The sequence below is a fragment of the Ruegeria atlantica genome (assembly GCF_013032005.1).
Classification (GTDB): domain Bacteria; phylum Pseudomonadota; class Alphaproteobacteria; order Rhodobacterales; family Rhodobacteraceae; genus Ruegeria; species Ruegeria atlantica_A.
Map to the genome: position 1 here is coordinate 157,365 of NZ_WQBE01000008.1, position 13,246 is coordinate 170,610.

At 56.9% G+C, this 13,246-nt stretch carries 14 protein-coding genes; 11 read left to right on the forward strand and 3 right to left on the reverse strand.

The features are described from left to right. Positions 1-103 precede the first annotated feature (103 nt). The 11 genes from ccoN to nusG all read left to right on the forward strand — a co-directional run bounded on the left by ccoN (position 104) and on the right by nusG (position 10,110). On the forward strand, positions 104-1,711 hold the full coding sequence (gene ccoN, locus GOX21_RS15470; protein ID WP_170378378.1) for a cytochrome-c oxidase, cbb3-type subunit I: 1,608 nt from the start codon (positions 104-106) through the stop codon (positions 1,709-1,711). A 14-nt stretch (positions 1,712-1,725) separates the two neighbouring features. Then, positions 1,726-2,454: a cytochrome-c oxidase, cbb3-type subunit II gene (gene ccoO, locus GOX21_RS15475; RefSeq protein WP_170350978.1), complete on the forward strand. Its 729-nt coding sequence runs from the start codon at positions 1,726-1,728 to the stop codon at positions 2,452-2,454. 12 nt (positions 2,455-2,466) lie between these two features. Beyond that, positions 2,467-2,652 carry a cbb3-type cytochrome c oxidase subunit 3 gene (locus GOX21_RS15480; RefSeq protein ID WP_170350977.1) on the forward strand — a complete coding sequence of 62 codons (186 nt, stop codon included), beginning with the start codon at positions 2,467-2,469 and terminating at the stop codon, positions 2,650-2,652. After that, the gene (gene ccoP, locus GOX21_RS15485; protein ID WP_170378380.1) at positions 2,649-3,512 is read left to right on the forward strand and encodes a cytochrome-c oxidase, cbb3-type subunit III; all 864 of its coding nucleotides are present in this window, start codon (positions 2,649-2,651) and stop codon (positions 3,510-3,512) included. Before GOX21_RS15480 ends, ccoP begins: the two co-directional genes overlap by 4 nt. Before the next feature lie 374 nt (positions 3,513-3,886). Beyond that, the gene (locus GOX21_RS15490; protein WP_170350974.1) at positions 3,887-4,762 is read left to right on the forward strand and encodes a LysR family transcriptional regulator; all 876 of its coding nucleotides are present in this window, start codon (positions 3,887-3,889) and stop codon (positions 4,760-4,762) included. Between the two features lie 101 nt (positions 4,763-4,863). Then, positions 4,864-6,291, forward strand: a complete 1,428-nt coding sequence (ccoG, locus tag GOX21_RS15495) for a cytochrome c oxidase accessory protein CcoG (RefSeq protein ID WP_170378382.1) — start codon at positions 4,864-4,866, stop codon at positions 6,289-6,291. A gap of 1 nt (position 6,292) precedes the next feature. Beyond that, positions 6,293-6,751, forward strand: a complete 459-nt coding sequence (locus GOX21_RS15500) for a FixH family protein (protein ID WP_170378384.1) — start codon at positions 6,293-6,295, stop codon at positions 6,749-6,751. 4 nt (positions 6,752-6,755) lie between these two features. Continuing rightward, the gene (locus GOX21_RS15505; protein WP_170378386.1) at positions 6,756-8,933 is read left to right on the forward strand and encodes a cation-translocating P-type ATPase; all 2,178 of its coding nucleotides are present in this window, start codon (positions 6,756-6,758) and stop codon (positions 8,931-8,933) included. 5 nt (positions 8,934-8,938) lie between these two features. Then, positions 8,939-9,097, forward strand: coding sequence for a cbb3-type cytochrome oxidase assembly protein CcoS (ccoS, locus tag GOX21_RS15510; RefSeq protein WP_170350970.1), 159 nt, complete (start codon positions 8,939-8,941; stop codon positions 9,095-9,097). An 82-nt stretch (positions 9,098-9,179) separates the two neighbouring features. Further along, complete coding sequence (gene secE / locus GOX21_RS15515) at positions 9,180-9,377, forward strand: preprotein translocase subunit SecE (protein WP_170350969.1); 198 nt, start codon at positions 9,180-9,182, stop codon at positions 9,375-9,377. A 199-nt stretch (positions 9,378-9,576) separates the two neighbouring features. After that, entirely contained in the window at positions 9,577-10,110 is a 534-nt protein-coding gene (gene nusG, locus GOX21_RS15520) for a transcription termination/antitermination protein NusG (protein WP_010440977.1), read from the forward strand. Positions 10,111-10,233: 123 nt separating this feature from the next. On the opposite strand, the gene GOX21_RS15525 is transcribed toward nusG, so the two are convergent. The 3 genes from GOX21_RS15525 to GOX21_RS15535 form a co-directional block, all read right to left on the reverse strand. Further along, positions 10,234-10,998 carry a hypothetical protein gene (locus tag GOX21_RS15525; RefSeq protein ID WP_170350968.1) on the reverse strand — a complete coding sequence of 255 codons (765 nt, stop codon included), beginning with the start codon at positions 10,996-10,998 and terminating at the stop codon, positions 10,234-10,236. Continuing rightward, positions 10,995-11,846, reverse strand: a complete 852-nt coding sequence (locus GOX21_RS15530; protein ID WP_170378387.1) for a hypothetical protein — start codon at positions 11,844-11,846, stop codon at positions 10,995-10,997. The genes GOX21_RS15525 and GOX21_RS15530 overlap by 4 nt, the downstream gene beginning before the upstream one ends. 229 nt (positions 11,847-12,075) lie before the next feature. After that, positions 12,076-12,972 carry a sulfotransferase domain-containing protein gene (locus GOX21_RS15535; protein WP_170350966.1) on the reverse strand — a complete coding sequence of 299 codons (897 nt, stop codon included), beginning with the start codon at positions 12,970-12,972 and terminating at the stop codon, positions 12,076-12,078. Positions 12,973-13,246: the final 274 nt, after the last annotated feature.

The window sequence follows — 13,246 nt, forward strand, 5'->3', positions numbered from 1 at the left end:
CACAGATCAAAGTAATTCTGGCCGCCGTTCGACAAAACGGCAACCAGTCAAAAGGGTCCTGCGATATACAAGAATCACGTGGGGCATGGCAAAGGGACGCAATATGTCAAATTACATCAAGCTGATCGTGCTTGGTCTGGTTGTGGTGTTCACTGCGATCGGGTCCAACTATGCACGCGATTTGGCGTATCAGGTGCATTCGATTCTGGTGATGCTGATCGCCGGTGGTTTGTTCATCTGGACGCTTAAAAACACCGACGAGCCAGATATTCTTGTAGACCGTTCGGGTGAATACATGGATGGCGTGATCCGCTATGGCGTGATCGCAACTGCCTTTTGGGGCGTGGTCGGGTTCCTTGCAGGGACTTTCATCGCGTTTCAGCTGGCCTTTCCAGCGCTGAACTTCGAATGGGCGCAGGGCTATCTGAACTTTGGTCGTTTGCGTCCGCTGCACACATCGGCGGTGATCTTTGCCTTTGGCGGTAACGCCTTGATCGCAACCTCGTTCTATGTGGTACAGCGCACCAGCGCCGCGCGCCTTTGGGGCGGCAATCTGGCGTGGTTTGTGTTCTGGGGCTATCAGCTGTTCATTGTACTGGCAGCGACCGGCTACGTACTGGGTGGTACTCAGTCCAAAGAATATGCCGAGCCTGAATGGTATGTAGACCTTTGGCTGACCATTGTGTGGGTTGCCTATCTGGCCGTTTTCCTTGGAACGATCGTCAGGCGGAAGGAACCCCACATCTATGTGGCGAACTGGTTCTATCTGGCGTTCATCGTGACTGTCGCCATGCTGCATCTGGTCAACAACATGACCATCCCGGTCAGCATCTGGGGTTCGAAATCGGTTATCGTCTGGTCTGGTGTGCAGGACGCCATGATCCAGTGGTGGTACGGCCACAATGCTGTGGGCTTCTTCCTGACCGCGGGTTTCCTAGGAATGATGTATTACTTCATCCCGAAACAGGCCGAGCGTCCGGTATTCAGCTATAAGCTGTCGATCATCCACTTCTGGGCTCTGATCTTCCTGTATATCTGGGCCGGTCCGCACCACCTGCATTATACCGCGTTGCCTGACTGGGCTTCGACGCTGGGCATGGTGTTCTCAATCGTGCTGTGGATGCCGTCATGGGGTGGAATGATCAACGGTCTGATGACCCTGTCGGGTGCATGGGACAAGCTGCGCACTGATCCGGTTATTCGGATGATGGTGATCTCGGTCGGCTTCTATGGAATGTCCACCTTTGAAGGCCCGATGATGTCGATCCGTGCAGTGAACTCGCTGTCGCACTACACCGACTGGACCATCGGTCACGTGCATTCGGGCGCGCTGGGCTGGAACGGCATGATCACTTTTGGTGCGCTGTACTTCTTGGTGCCTGTCCTGTGGAAGCGTGAGCGTCTGTATTCGCTGCAGATGGTCAGCTGGCACTTCTGGCTCGCTACCATCGGCATCGTGCTTTACGCCGCGTCGATGTGGGTCACCGGCATCATGGAAGGTCTGATGTGGCGCGAAGTGGATGCCAACGGCTTCCTGGTGAACTCGTTCGCCGACACCGTGGCTGCCAAGTTCCCGATGTATGTGGTGCGTGCTTTGGGTGGCGTGATGTTCGTCGCTGGCTCGCTGATCATGTGCTACAACCTGTGGATGACTGTGCGGAAAGCGCCGGCCAAAGAGGCCAGCCTGTCCGTCGCGGTCCCGGCTGAATAAGGAGGGCCGGAGCAATGGCAATTCTCGACAAACATAAGATCCTCGAGACCAACGCGACCCTCCTGCTGATCTTCAGCTTTCTGGTCGTTACCATCGGTGGCATCGTACAAATCACCCCGCTGTTCTATCTTGAGAACACCATCGAGAAGGTAGAGGGCATGCGCCCATACACCCCCCTCGAATTGGCCGGGCGTGACATCTACATCCGCGAAGGGTGCTATGTCTGCCACAGTCAGATGATCCGCCCGATGCGGGACGAGGTTGAGCGCTATGGTCACTACTCGCTGGCGGCTGAATCGATGTATGATCACCCATTCCAGTGGGGCTCCAAGCGTACCGGGCCTGATATCGCTCGTGTCGGTGGCCGTTATTCGGACCAGTGGCAGGTGGACCACCTGCGTGATCCGCAATCAGTTGTGCCTGAATCGGTGATGCCGAAATATGGCTTCCTCGAGCATCGGAAGATCGACGGTAAGTATATCGGTGATGTCATGGCTGCCAATTCTGTGGTCGGCACGCCGTACACAGACGAGATGCTCGAGCAGGCACAGGCGGATTTCCGTGCGCAGGCGGATCCGGACAGCGACTATGACGGATTGCTGGAACGCTATGGCGACAAGGTCAATGTCCGCAATTTCGATGGTCAATCTGAGTTGACCGAGATGGATGCGCTCGTTGCTTACCTTCAGATGCTGGGCACGTTGGTTGATTTCTCGACCTTCACCCCGGACGCAAGCCGATAACAGGAGGGTGTGATGGAAGAATATACTCTCTTACGGCAGTTCGCGGATAGCTGGATGTTACTTGTGCTGTTTGCCTTCTTTGTCGGCATCGTGATCTGGGTTTTCCGCCCCGGTGCCAGCAAAGAATACAAGGATACCGCCAACATCCCTTTCCGGCATCAAGATAAACCCGCCGAAGTCAAGGAGGCGAGGAAATGAGCAAAACACCTGAAAAACAGCCGGGTGATCCGAATACCACCGGCCACAGCTGGGACGGAATTGAGGAATTTGACAATCCGATGCCCCGCTGGTGGCTGTGGGTCTTGTACGCAACCATTGTTTGGGGCGTGATCTATACGATCATGTATCCGGCTTGGCCGTTGGTTCGGTCTGCAACGGCTGGTGTCATGGGATGGTCTTCTCGAGCACTTGTGCAGGAAGAGATGATCTCGTTCGAGGAGGCCAATGCGCCGTGGAACACCAAGCTGATTGAAACGCAGCTGGAGGATATCTCGAAAGATGCCGAGTTGCAGCAATACGCGGTGAACGCAGGCGGTGCGGTGTTCCGTACCTGGTGTGCGCAGTGTCACGGCTCGGGGGCGCAGGGTGCGCCAGGTTTCCCGAACTTGCTGGACGATGCCTGGCTGTGGGGAGGGTCGCTTGAGGATATCGAGATGACCGTTGCCTATGGTATTCGCAACGAAGAAAGCGACGATGCGCGCTACTCTGAGATGCCGGCCTTTGGCGAGATTCTGGAACAGGACGAAATCACTCAGGTGGTGCAGTATGTCATGTCGCTGACCAACGCTCAGACTGATGATGCGGCGGCGCAGGCGGGCAAAGTTGTTTTCGAGGACAACTGCGCAGCATGTCATGGCGAAGACGGCACCGGTGATATCACTCAGGGCGCACCGAACCTGACCGATGCCATCTGGCTTTATGGCGGCAGCGAAGAGGCTTTGACCGAAACGGTCACCTACAGCCGCTTTGGCGTGATGCCATCCTGGGAAAACCGTCTGACCGACGCGCAGATTCGCGCGGTCACAGCTTATGTCCACCAATTGGGTGGCGGTCAGTAACGGCAAAAGAATACCTTCGGACGGTTCGCCGCCCGAAGGTTAGGCACCGGCTGTTCCATCTGTTCGCGCGTTTCCTGAACAGCCGGTGCTACAAGTTCAGATTAGTTCTCTGTTTTGATCGGGTCCAGAGGGCCCGTCATTTCGCACGGGAACGTGTGACGCGCGTGGTTCTCTTCCACCAATTGCCCTCGGGGCGGTTTTCCCGGTTTTGCGGTTTCGTTAGCCCATCCGTGTGGGTGGCGACCATGAATGTACGTGCAAGAATCGATAGCATCTGATCTCTCCTTAAGTTGGGTCTGATTGCACTCAGGATTGATGTTTTTCGAGGAATATGCGACTCAATTGCCATTGGGTAATGTAACCTAGGCTTACATATGAACTGGATGACAATGCCACCCCTTGCATCGCTGAAGGCTTTTCATGCCTTTGCGGAAGCAGGAAATGTGGTGCAGGCCGGGGTCCTGTTAAATGTCAGCCACGCTGCCATCAGCCAGCAATTGCGCGCGTTGGAAAAACACCTTGGGGTGACCCTGCTGGACCGCAGCGGTAAGTCCATGACGTTGACGGTCGAGGGTGAAAAGCTGGCCCGCGCCTTACATCTGGGTTTTGGCGCGATCGGGGCAGCCGTAGCGGATCTGACGCATATCGCCGAAGATCGCCCGGTTCATGTATCCTTGACGGCATCTTTTGCCGCGTCCTGGCTGATGCCCCGCTTGCCGGCGTTTCAAGCCGAGTATCCTGATATACCCCTGGCACTGGACCCTTCGCCTGACCTTGCCAGTCTGCGTCCGGGTGGTGTGGATGTGGCGATCCGATACGGGGATGGATACTGGCAGGGGGTGAATGCAGAGCCTCTGTTGCAAAGTCCGATCGTGATAGTTGCTGCGCCGTCGCTACTGGGAGGCCGGGAAACCATTACGCCGGATGAACTTAGCCAACTGCCTTGGTTGGAAGAGCTTGGAACTACAGAGGCAACATCGTGGCTGGCCCGCCGCGGGGTTGAACACGGCCCGCGGGCTGGGCGAATCTTGTTGCCCGGCAATCTGGTGCTTGAGGGGCTGCGCGCTGGTCAGGGGGTGACATTCACGGCGCGACATTTTGTCGAAGCTGATATTCAGGCGGGTCGCATCATCGAGTTGTTTCGCGAACCTGGCGCGCGTGGATACCACATTGTGACAGGGGATGCGCCACTGCGCCCGGCTGTCAAAATTTTTGTTAGCTGGCTCAGGCGGCAAGCTGGTATGGTGTGACAAAAGGTGTCTGCGTGATGCGCTTTTGACCCATGTCAAAGTGACTGCTTTTGTGATCTGGAAAAAGACGCCTAAAAGACAGCCACATCTGGAGCCTGCTTGTGAGCGATTCCGACCCTGCCCCCAGCCTTTACGCTGCAAGGGAGCCGATCTTTCCCCGGCGCGTGTCCGGGCCATTTCGAAACCTGAAATGGATCATCCTCGCGGTTACGCTTGGCATCTATTATGTAACGCCCTGGATCAGATGGGACCGCGGCCCCAGCCTGCCGGATCAGGCGGTGCTGCTGGATCTGGCGAACCGGCGTTTTTACTTCTTCTGGATCGAAATCTGGCCGCATGAGTTTTATTTCGTGGCAGGCCTGTTGATCATGGCCGGTCTGGGCCTGTTTCTGTTTACCTCTGCGCTGGGGCGCGTGTGGTGCGGCTATGCTTGCCCGCAGACGGTGTGGACGGACCTGTTCATTCTGGTTGAGCGCTGGATCGAAGGCGATCGCAACGCCCGATTGCGACTGCACCGGCAGGAAAAGCTGGACTTCCGCAAGGCGCGCCTGCGTATCACGAAATGGACGGCGTGGTTTCTGATCGGTCTGGCAACCGGCGGGGCCTGGGTGTTCTATTTTGCCGATGCCCCTACGCTGATGCGGGATCTGGTCACTGGAAACGCTCATCCGGTTGCCTATACAACGGTCCTGATCTTAACAGGTACGACGTTCTTTTTCGGCGGCTTCGCCCGCGAGCAGATTTGCATTTATGCCTGCCCGTGGCCACGTATTCAGGCCGCTATGATGGATGAGGACACTCTGGTCGTCGGGTACCGCGAATGGCGGGGCGAACCGCGCGGTAAGGGTAAGCGTACTACCGATTCCGAGCTGGGCGACTGCATCGACTGCATGGCTTGCGTGAATGTTTGCCCGGTTGGGATCGACATTCGCGACGGGCAGCAGATGGAATGCATCACCTGCGCGCTGTGCATCGACGCTTGCGATGACATGATGGCCAAGATCGGCAAGCCGCGTGGCCTGATCGACTATATGGCGCTGAGCGACGAAGCTCATGAACGGGCAGGCGAGCAACCCATCAACGTCTGGAAACACATCCTGCGTCCGCGGACGATCCTGTATACGGCTTTGTGGGCCCTGGTTGGCCTTGCGCTGTTGTTTGCACTGTTTATCCGGTCCGATATTGATCTGACCGTGGCGCCCGTGCGCAACCCGACATTTGTCACTTTGTCCGACGGAACAATCCGCAATACCTATGATGTGCGCCTGCGTAACAAGCATGGTGAGGACCGGGCGTTCCAATTGTCCCTCGCGGGTGATCCGGCCTTGCAGATCCAGATCGAGGGCGTCGAAGGTGAGATTGTCAATGTCACGGCAGATACGGCACAATTGACCCGCGTCTACATCGTTTCTGCGGGCGACGCCGGGCCGGCGGCTGCGGATGCAACCTCGGTGCGCATCTGGGTCGAGGATCTGGAAAGCGGTGAACGCGCCTATAAAGACACCACTTTCAACGGACGAGGGAACTAGTATGGCCGAGCGTCAATTTACCGGTAAGCACGCTCTGGCCATTTTCGTCGCCGCGTTTGGTGTGATTATCGCCGTAAACCTCGTACTGGCCTATAGCGCGGTCAAAACCTTTCCGGGGCTTGAGGTAAAAAACTCTTATGTCGCCAGTCAGGAGTTCAACGACCGTCTGAAGGAACATCAGGCGCTGGGTTGGACCATTCGTGCCGAAATGTCTGGCGGCTTGTTGATCCTGCATATCACTGACAAAACCGGAGCTCCGATCGAAGTGGCCGAGTTGCAGGCTGTTGTGGGTCGCGCCACCCATGTCGAGGATGATTTCTCGCCCGAATTTATCTTTGACGGTCAGGCCTATGCAACGCCGGTATCGTTGGGCAAAGGCAACTGGAACATACGGCTGGTTGCCAAGGATAGCGCGGGTGCAGAGTTTGCCCAGCGTGTGCCGTTGTACGTAAAAGGGTGATGGGATGACGACGCAGTTCACATCCGGCACTGCGGCCTGCCCCGGTTGTATCGCCAGCCCGGCGGAACCGGCGCGGCCCATCCCACAGGATGCTCAGATTGCGTTATCGTTGCCGGGCATTCATTGCTCGGCTTGTATTGCCACGGTCGAACGGGAACTGAACGCCTATCCGGGGGTCGAGGACGCGCGGGTGAACCTGACACTCAAGCGGGCGATGGTCAAAGCGTCGCCTGATCTGCGTGCAGCCGATCTTATTCCTGTGTTGGAACGGGCGGGCTATGAGGCGCACGAGCTGGACCCAGGTTCGTTGTCAGCGACGCAGGCCAATAAGGCCGGTCGCGATCTGTTGATGCGGCTGGCGGTGGCCGGTTTCGCTTCGATGAACGTGATGCTGCTGTCGGTGTCGGTCTGGTCGGGCGCATCGGATGCCACGCGCGATATGTTCCACTGGATTTCCGCGGCCATTGCGTTGCCAGCCATAGCCTTTTCGGCGCAGCCTTTTTTTGCCAACGCCTGGAGCGCCCTGCGGGTCAAACGCCTGAACATGGATGTTCCGATTGTTTTAGCCATCCTGTTGGCGTTGATCACATCGCTTTGGGAAACCGCGCTCAGCGGCAAACACGCTTATTTCGATGCCGCGCTGACGCTGACCTTCTTCCTGCTGGCGGGGCGGTATCTGGATTACCGCACCCGCGATGCCGCCCGATCCGCGGCCGAAGAACTGACCGCACTAGAAGTACCGCGCGCCATCCGCCTGGTCTACGGTGTCGAGGAAGAAGTGGCCGTGGCCACCCTTGCAGTTGGCGATCTGATCCTTGTCCGGCCCGGTGGGCGTATGCCGGTGGACGGCGAAATTGTGTCGGGGCAGTCAGAGCTTGATCGGTCCCTGTTGACTGGGGAAACCCTGCCTGTTTTTGCGCAAGCGGGCATGGCAGTCAGCGCTGGTGAGGTTAATCTGACTGGCCCCCTGACCATTCGGGCGACAGCGGTGGGTGAGGATACGTCGCTGCACCGTATGGCCGATCTGGTCGCCATCGCTGAATCGGGCCGGTCGCGCTATACCTCGTTGGCGGACAAGGCGGCCAAGCTTTATGCGCCGGGTGTACACATCCTAGCGGCGCTCAGCTTTCTGGGTTGGTACATCTATTCCGGCGATATCCGCACCGCGCTGAACATAGCAGCTGCGGTGTTGATCATCACCTGCCCCTGTGCGCTGGGGCTGGCGGTGCCTGCGGTGACAACGGCAGCCTCGGGGCGATTGTTCCGCAAGGGGATGCTGATCAAACATTCCACGGCTCTGGAACGTCTGTCCGAGGTGGATACGGTGGTGTTCGACAAAACCGGTACGCTGACCTCGGGCACGCCCGAACTGATCAACCTGGGCGATCATGCCCGCGCTGATCTTGAAGTGGCCTTGGCGCTGTCCGAGGCCTCCTCGCACCCGCTGTCCGTTGCATTGACCACCGCGGCACGCGATGCGGGGGTCAAACCGGCCCGTCTGACAGATATCACCGAAGTTCCGGGTTACGGCACCGAAGGCACCTATCGAGATCAGCGCGTGCGTCTGGGCCGGGCAGCGTGGACCGGTGCGCAAGAGGGTGATCAGACCGCAGCATGGTTGTCCGTCGCAGGGCAAGCGCCTGTGTGCTTCCAGTATTCGGACAGTCTGCGCCCCGGCGCGGCCGAGGCGGTTCAAGCTTTCCGCGACGCAGGCAAAGAGGTCATCCTGATTTCAGGTGACACAAAAGGCGCGGTTCAGGCGCTGGCTGAAAAGTTGGGGATCGAACACTGGGTCGCGCAGGCTTTGCCGCAAGAAAAAGCCGCCCGTGTGCAGGAGCTGAGCGACCAGGGCCGACATGTTCTGATGGTCGGCGACGGTCTGAACGATACCGCTGCGCTGGCAGCGGCGCATGTGTCGATCTCGCCCGCATCGGCGCTGGACGCGGCGCGGGTGGCCTCGGATATCGTGCTGTTGGGTAATGATTTGGCCCCGATTGCCGATGCCTGTGATACGGCCGTGAAGGCGACCAAACGGATTCGCGAGAACTTTCGTATTGCCACCGTTTACAATATCATCGCGGTGCCGCTGGCGGTGGCCGGTCTGGCCACGCCGTTGATTGCGGCGCTGGCGATGTCGACCTCGTCCATCACCGTGTCCCTGAACGCCCTGCGTCTGAGGTAGCTGCTATGGAAGTTTTGGCCTATCTGATTCCGATTTCCCTGTTTTTGGGCGGGGTTGGACTTGTGGCCTTTGTGTATACCGTCCGCTCGAACCAATATGACGACCCCGAGGGTGACTCTCGGCGCATCCTGAGTGATGAATGGGACGACAAGCCCAAGCCCTGACACATGGCAATCAAGCGCTCTTGAAATTGCCGCAATGCCCGGTTATGTCCGGCTCATCCGCTAGCAGAGAGAACCAAGCCAAATGGCAACTATGAATCCGATCCAGTTCATTCAGCAGGTCCGCGCCGAAGTTGCAAAGGTCGTCTGGCCGACCCGGCGTGAGGTGCTGCTGACCACGGTCATGGTGTTCATCATGGCGGCGCTGACTGCCGTGTTCTTTGCGTTGGTTGATCTGGGCATTCGCGGCGGATTGCAACTGATCCTGGGTGCATTCAGTTAAACTGGTTTGGGCGGGCTGAAACGCCACTGCCCCCTTGCACAGCGCGCAATGTCAGAGTAGTTGACGCGGTACTATTCGGAATGGGCGTGCGGCGATTCGGGCTGCGCGCCGCTTTTTATTCCGGGTGACGTGACAGAATTTCAATGACGGTGCTTGCGGCATTGCCAGCGCACCGAAGGCAAACAAGGACGACAGGTTCATGGCGAAACGGTGGTACTCGGTCAGCGTTCTTTCGAATTTCGAAAAGAAGATCGCAGAGCAGATCCGCACGTCGGTGGCCGAGCAGGGCCTTGAGGACGATATCGACGAAGTTCTGGTGCCCACCGAAGAGGTGATCGAAGTGCGCCGGGGCAAGAAGGTCACGACCGAACGCCGCTTTATGCCCGGTTATGTGCTGGTGCACATGGAAATGTCCGATCAGGGCTATCACCTTGTGAACTCGATCAACCGCGTCACCGGCTTTCTGGGCCCGCAAGGCCGCCCGATGCCGATGCGCGATGCCGAAGTGAACCAGATCCTCAACCGCGTTCAGGAAGGTGAAGAAGCGCCCAAGCTGATGATCACCTTCGAAGTGGGCGAGAAGGTCAAGGTCAACGACGGCCCGTTCGAGGATTTCGACGGTATGGTCGAAGGTGTCGACGACGAAGCTCAGAAGCTGAAGGTTTCGGTCTCGATCTTCGGTCGGGAAACCCCGGTCGAGCTGGACTTCACGCAGGTTACGAAGCAGAGCTGATAGCTACTTCAGCAAGATTTTAGCGCCGCGATGCCACGAGCACTGCGGCGTTTTGTTTTGGCGAACCAGTTGTCAGTTCAGAAGTCCAAGGTGGTTTTCTCAACGACAAGGATCACCTTGCAGTTACGGCGGGCCGGGGATCAGTTCTTGCCGTTGAAGGACCGTCAGAATATCGAGAATGGTCGAAGGGCTGACATCCACCGATCCTTCAAGGAAGACACCAAGCCCACCTTCTCCGATCTCTTTGGGTCCGCCATTGTCATAAACCGGGTCAAGTGACGCGAGTTCTGCCGGTAACTTCGGACACAAAGGGGTATCGTTCAATACAAGATCTACAGCGGCCAGCATCAGTTCCTTTACAGAGTCCAGCGTATCATCATCCAGAAGTTGCTCTCGCTGTTCTTCGGGGGCCGTCAGTGTAAGATCAATGAGTTTGAAATAGGCACAATTGTCACGCAGTTCGACTGTCGCTTCGGTGGACATGTTCGCCAGGATAGCCTTTTTTTGCTCACCCCGTTGAAAATTGCGCTCACTGGTTCGGCTGCATTCAAAGATCGTGATGGTTACATCCCCATCCAGATCAATCGCATCGCCTTGGGCCCCAAAACTCAAGTCATCCAGCCGGACTTGCAGGCCGCAATTGTCGACTATTGCGTTGTCAGCCAGTCGCTCAGGCACAGTCTTCTGTATTTCACGCAGATCAAGAAGCGCGCCCACCCCGATCCGTGTCGGCGCAACAGCGGCGAGGTTCAGATCAAGCGTATAGGGCAGCTCTGTATCACGAACTGGCAATGTCGCGTCGACGACAAAGTCCACTTGTTGCGCGCTTGGTGCCCGGGCGTCCAGAACGGCTGCCATTAAGACCGGGAAAATCAACCAGTGTCTCATTCAGCAAACTCCAATACGCCAAGTTCCTTCAGCCCACCCAGGACTTTGACGATTGTCCCGGCGCTGACATCGGCAGATCCGACAACAGCCGCCCCCATCCCGCCCGGAGCGATTTCGCGGGTGCCTCCTGATTCGTAGACCGGTTCGAGAACAGAGAATTCGTCGGGCAGTGGCGGGCAAACCGGATGGGCTGCCAGAAACTCACCACCCTTTTCCAGAACTGCGTCGTTGATGCGGTTGGTCAAACCAAAGAGGTTGGAAACAGCGCCGATGAACCCGCGCGGGCTGAGGTCGGCGCTTTCAATGCTGAATGTTAGGCATTGGCCTTTCACCTCAGCCTTGGCGACAGCGACCGCGTCCACGGTTGCTCCAAAATAACGAAAGCCCGGTTCTTCACGCCGGTTGCACCTTGTAAACTGCGCGCGGGCGGAACCTTCGACCTTTACGGTGTCACCTATGGCGGTAACGTCTCGGATCTCAAGGTAAATCTGACGTTTACAGGATTCTTCCAAAGGGCCAGTCAGGATTTGAGGGGCTTTTTCCTGTAGCCCACGCAGATCCATGAAGGCCTTCAACCGCAATCGGGTTGGGCTGGATTCTTCTAGACCGCCGTAAACGGTAAAGGGAACCGGAATGTTGCGCAGGGGTACTTCTTTTGTCAGCTTGATTTGAAAGCGACCGGCATAGGTGGCTGGATCAATCCCTGTCGTTACGGACGAATTGGATTTTGTGACCGCGTTGGTTTCGGCGTCCAGAGCTTTTTGGTCTTCGGCCTTGCTGCCACAACCCGGCAGCATAGCGACCAGTACACAGATCAGCAGTCCTTTGTTAAGTCGAGATGACCCCATCCCTGACCACCTCATTTGTGTCCAAGTTGCACCAAGATACCCGCCTTCGTTTCTTAAGCAACTCAAGTATTAGGATTAATTGATTTGTTCCGCAAATCTCGACCTTCGCTGAGGCGTTATTGGGCCTCAATCAGGTAATTGGGAACATAGGGCAATCGTTTGTCTTCTCTGGACCTCCGTCAATGATGGCCCTTTCGTGGGTTTCGACGAGGTGGTGCCAGTGATGCTCTTATTTTCCGAAGGCTAGCCAACTGCTGCATTCCGGCCCGAGCTCCGCCAAGGCTCTAGCCTCATAGCGGGCTTTGTCCTCTTCAGGGAGAATCTCACGCCAACGACCGTTCACGCCGCGGTGGATGAATGTCTCTGCGCCGCCATCCCAAAAAATACCGCCTCCAGGGACGGATTTACTTGCATGTGCTTTCATGTAGTCAAAGGAACAGTGCGTGAGGATCGCATCCCAACGACTTTCGTCAATCTCGATGTCCAGGAAATTTGCGATGCGGCGAATTTCCCCCGGCATGTCGCGTTTGAGCGCTTCGAAATGGATAAGTTGCACGTTGGGCTGATCGCGAATCTCCCACCAGGTTCGAATATTTTCCCAGAAAGGCCACATCGGGTAACCATCATTCTCCAGCCATTCCCTGAAGTATTGAACGGTATCTCGTGTTGGTCGTTCGATCGGTGGGCCTACCCGGCCGGGCGTATCATTCAGAGTTTCATACCAAGTGTCATTCGCGTTCGAATGATGGTTGTGAAAGCTCCATACTACGTCACGCCCATCGCGCCCAATGTATATGTATTTGGCTTGTTCTGAGAAAACGAGCGCATCCACCGGTAAATGCGTTTTTAAGAAGCGTCGGTGCGTTTGCGACGCGACTGCTGGTAACTTGACCTCTTTGGGCGGGACCCGAAGGTCAAGCCACGGCGACATCTCGGCGACGTCGAGGTCTTCAGCGCCGTTGAATATCAGCTGAGCGACGATTTGCTGAACCCAAGTCGTTCCAGACTTTGCATAGGTAGCGATGATGATATCGTCATTACGAAATTCGAAATCGTTCCACATGGAGGAGTCAAAGTGGTGGTTGTGAAACTCCCGTGTTTTCTTCGGCGACCCAAACCCGTTCATTTTCCGATCCCTCCTGCGCCTTGAAAGTGCCAGTCTGCCACAGAACGCCAGTCCGAGGAAGAATTTGTGGCGCTAATAGGTCTTGCAGTTGAGGAGACAGGCAGAGACGAGTACGCGTGTTTCGGGCCCAAAGCGGTGATGCCAAACTGTAACGCCAACCTCTTGCCAACCCCACCATTCCCCTATACATGCCGCCTCTATCGTCTTCGGGCGAGATTCTCTCGTGGGAGGTTGCTGGGATCGCGATCCCGGATCGGACCACGCAACATAAACC

Bases quoted from the DNA above. Each gene is read 5' to 3' on its own strand.
- ccoN (WP_170378378.1), top strand. From the start codon at position 104: ATGTCAAATTACATCAAGCTGATCGTGCTTGGTCTGGTTGTGGTGTTC.
- ccoO (WP_170350978.1), top strand. From the start codon at position 1,726: ATGGCAATTCTCGACAAACATAAGATCCTCGAGACCAACGCGACCCTC.
- GOX21_RS15480 (WP_170350977.1), top strand. From the start codon at position 2,467: ATGGAAGAATATACTCTCTTACGGCAGTTCGCGGATAGCTGGATGTTA.
- ccoP (WP_170378380.1), top strand. From the start codon at position 2,649: ATGAGCAAAACACCTGAAAAACAGCCGGGTGATCCGAATACCACCGGC.
- GOX21_RS15490 (WP_170350974.1), top strand. From the start codon at position 3,887: ATGAACTGGATGACAATGCCACCCCTTGCATCGCTGAAGGCTTTTCAT.
- GOX21_RS15500 (WP_170378384.1), top strand. From the start codon at position 6,293: ATGGCCGAGCGTCAATTTACCGGTAAGCACGCTCTGGCCATTTTCGTC.
- GOX21_RS15505 (WP_170378386.1), top strand. From the start codon at position 6,756: ATGACGACGCAGTTCACATCCGGCACTGCGGCCTGCCCCGGTTGTATC.
- ccoS (WP_170350970.1), top strand. From the start codon at position 8,939: ATGGAAGTTTTGGCCTATCTGATTCCGATTTCCCTGTTTTTGGGCGGG.
- secE (WP_170350969.1), top strand. From the start codon at position 9,180: ATGGCAACTATGAATCCGATCCAGTTCATTCAGCAGGTCCGCGCCGAA.
- nusG (WP_010440977.1), top strand. From the start codon at position 9,577: ATGGCGAAACGGTGGTACTCGGTCAGCGTTCTTTCGAATTTCGAAAAG.
- GOX21_RS15525 (WP_170350968.1), bottom strand. From the start codon at position 10,998: ATGAGACACTGGTTGATTTTCCCGGTCTTAATGGCAGCCGTTCTGGAC.
- GOX21_RS15530 (WP_170378387.1), bottom strand. From the start codon at position 11,846: ATGGGGTCATCTCGACTTAACAAAGGACTGCTGATCTGTGTACTGGTC.
- GOX21_RS15535 (WP_170350966.1), bottom strand. From the start codon at position 12,972: ATGAACGGGTTTGGGTCGCCGAAGAAAACACGGGAGTTTCACAACCAC.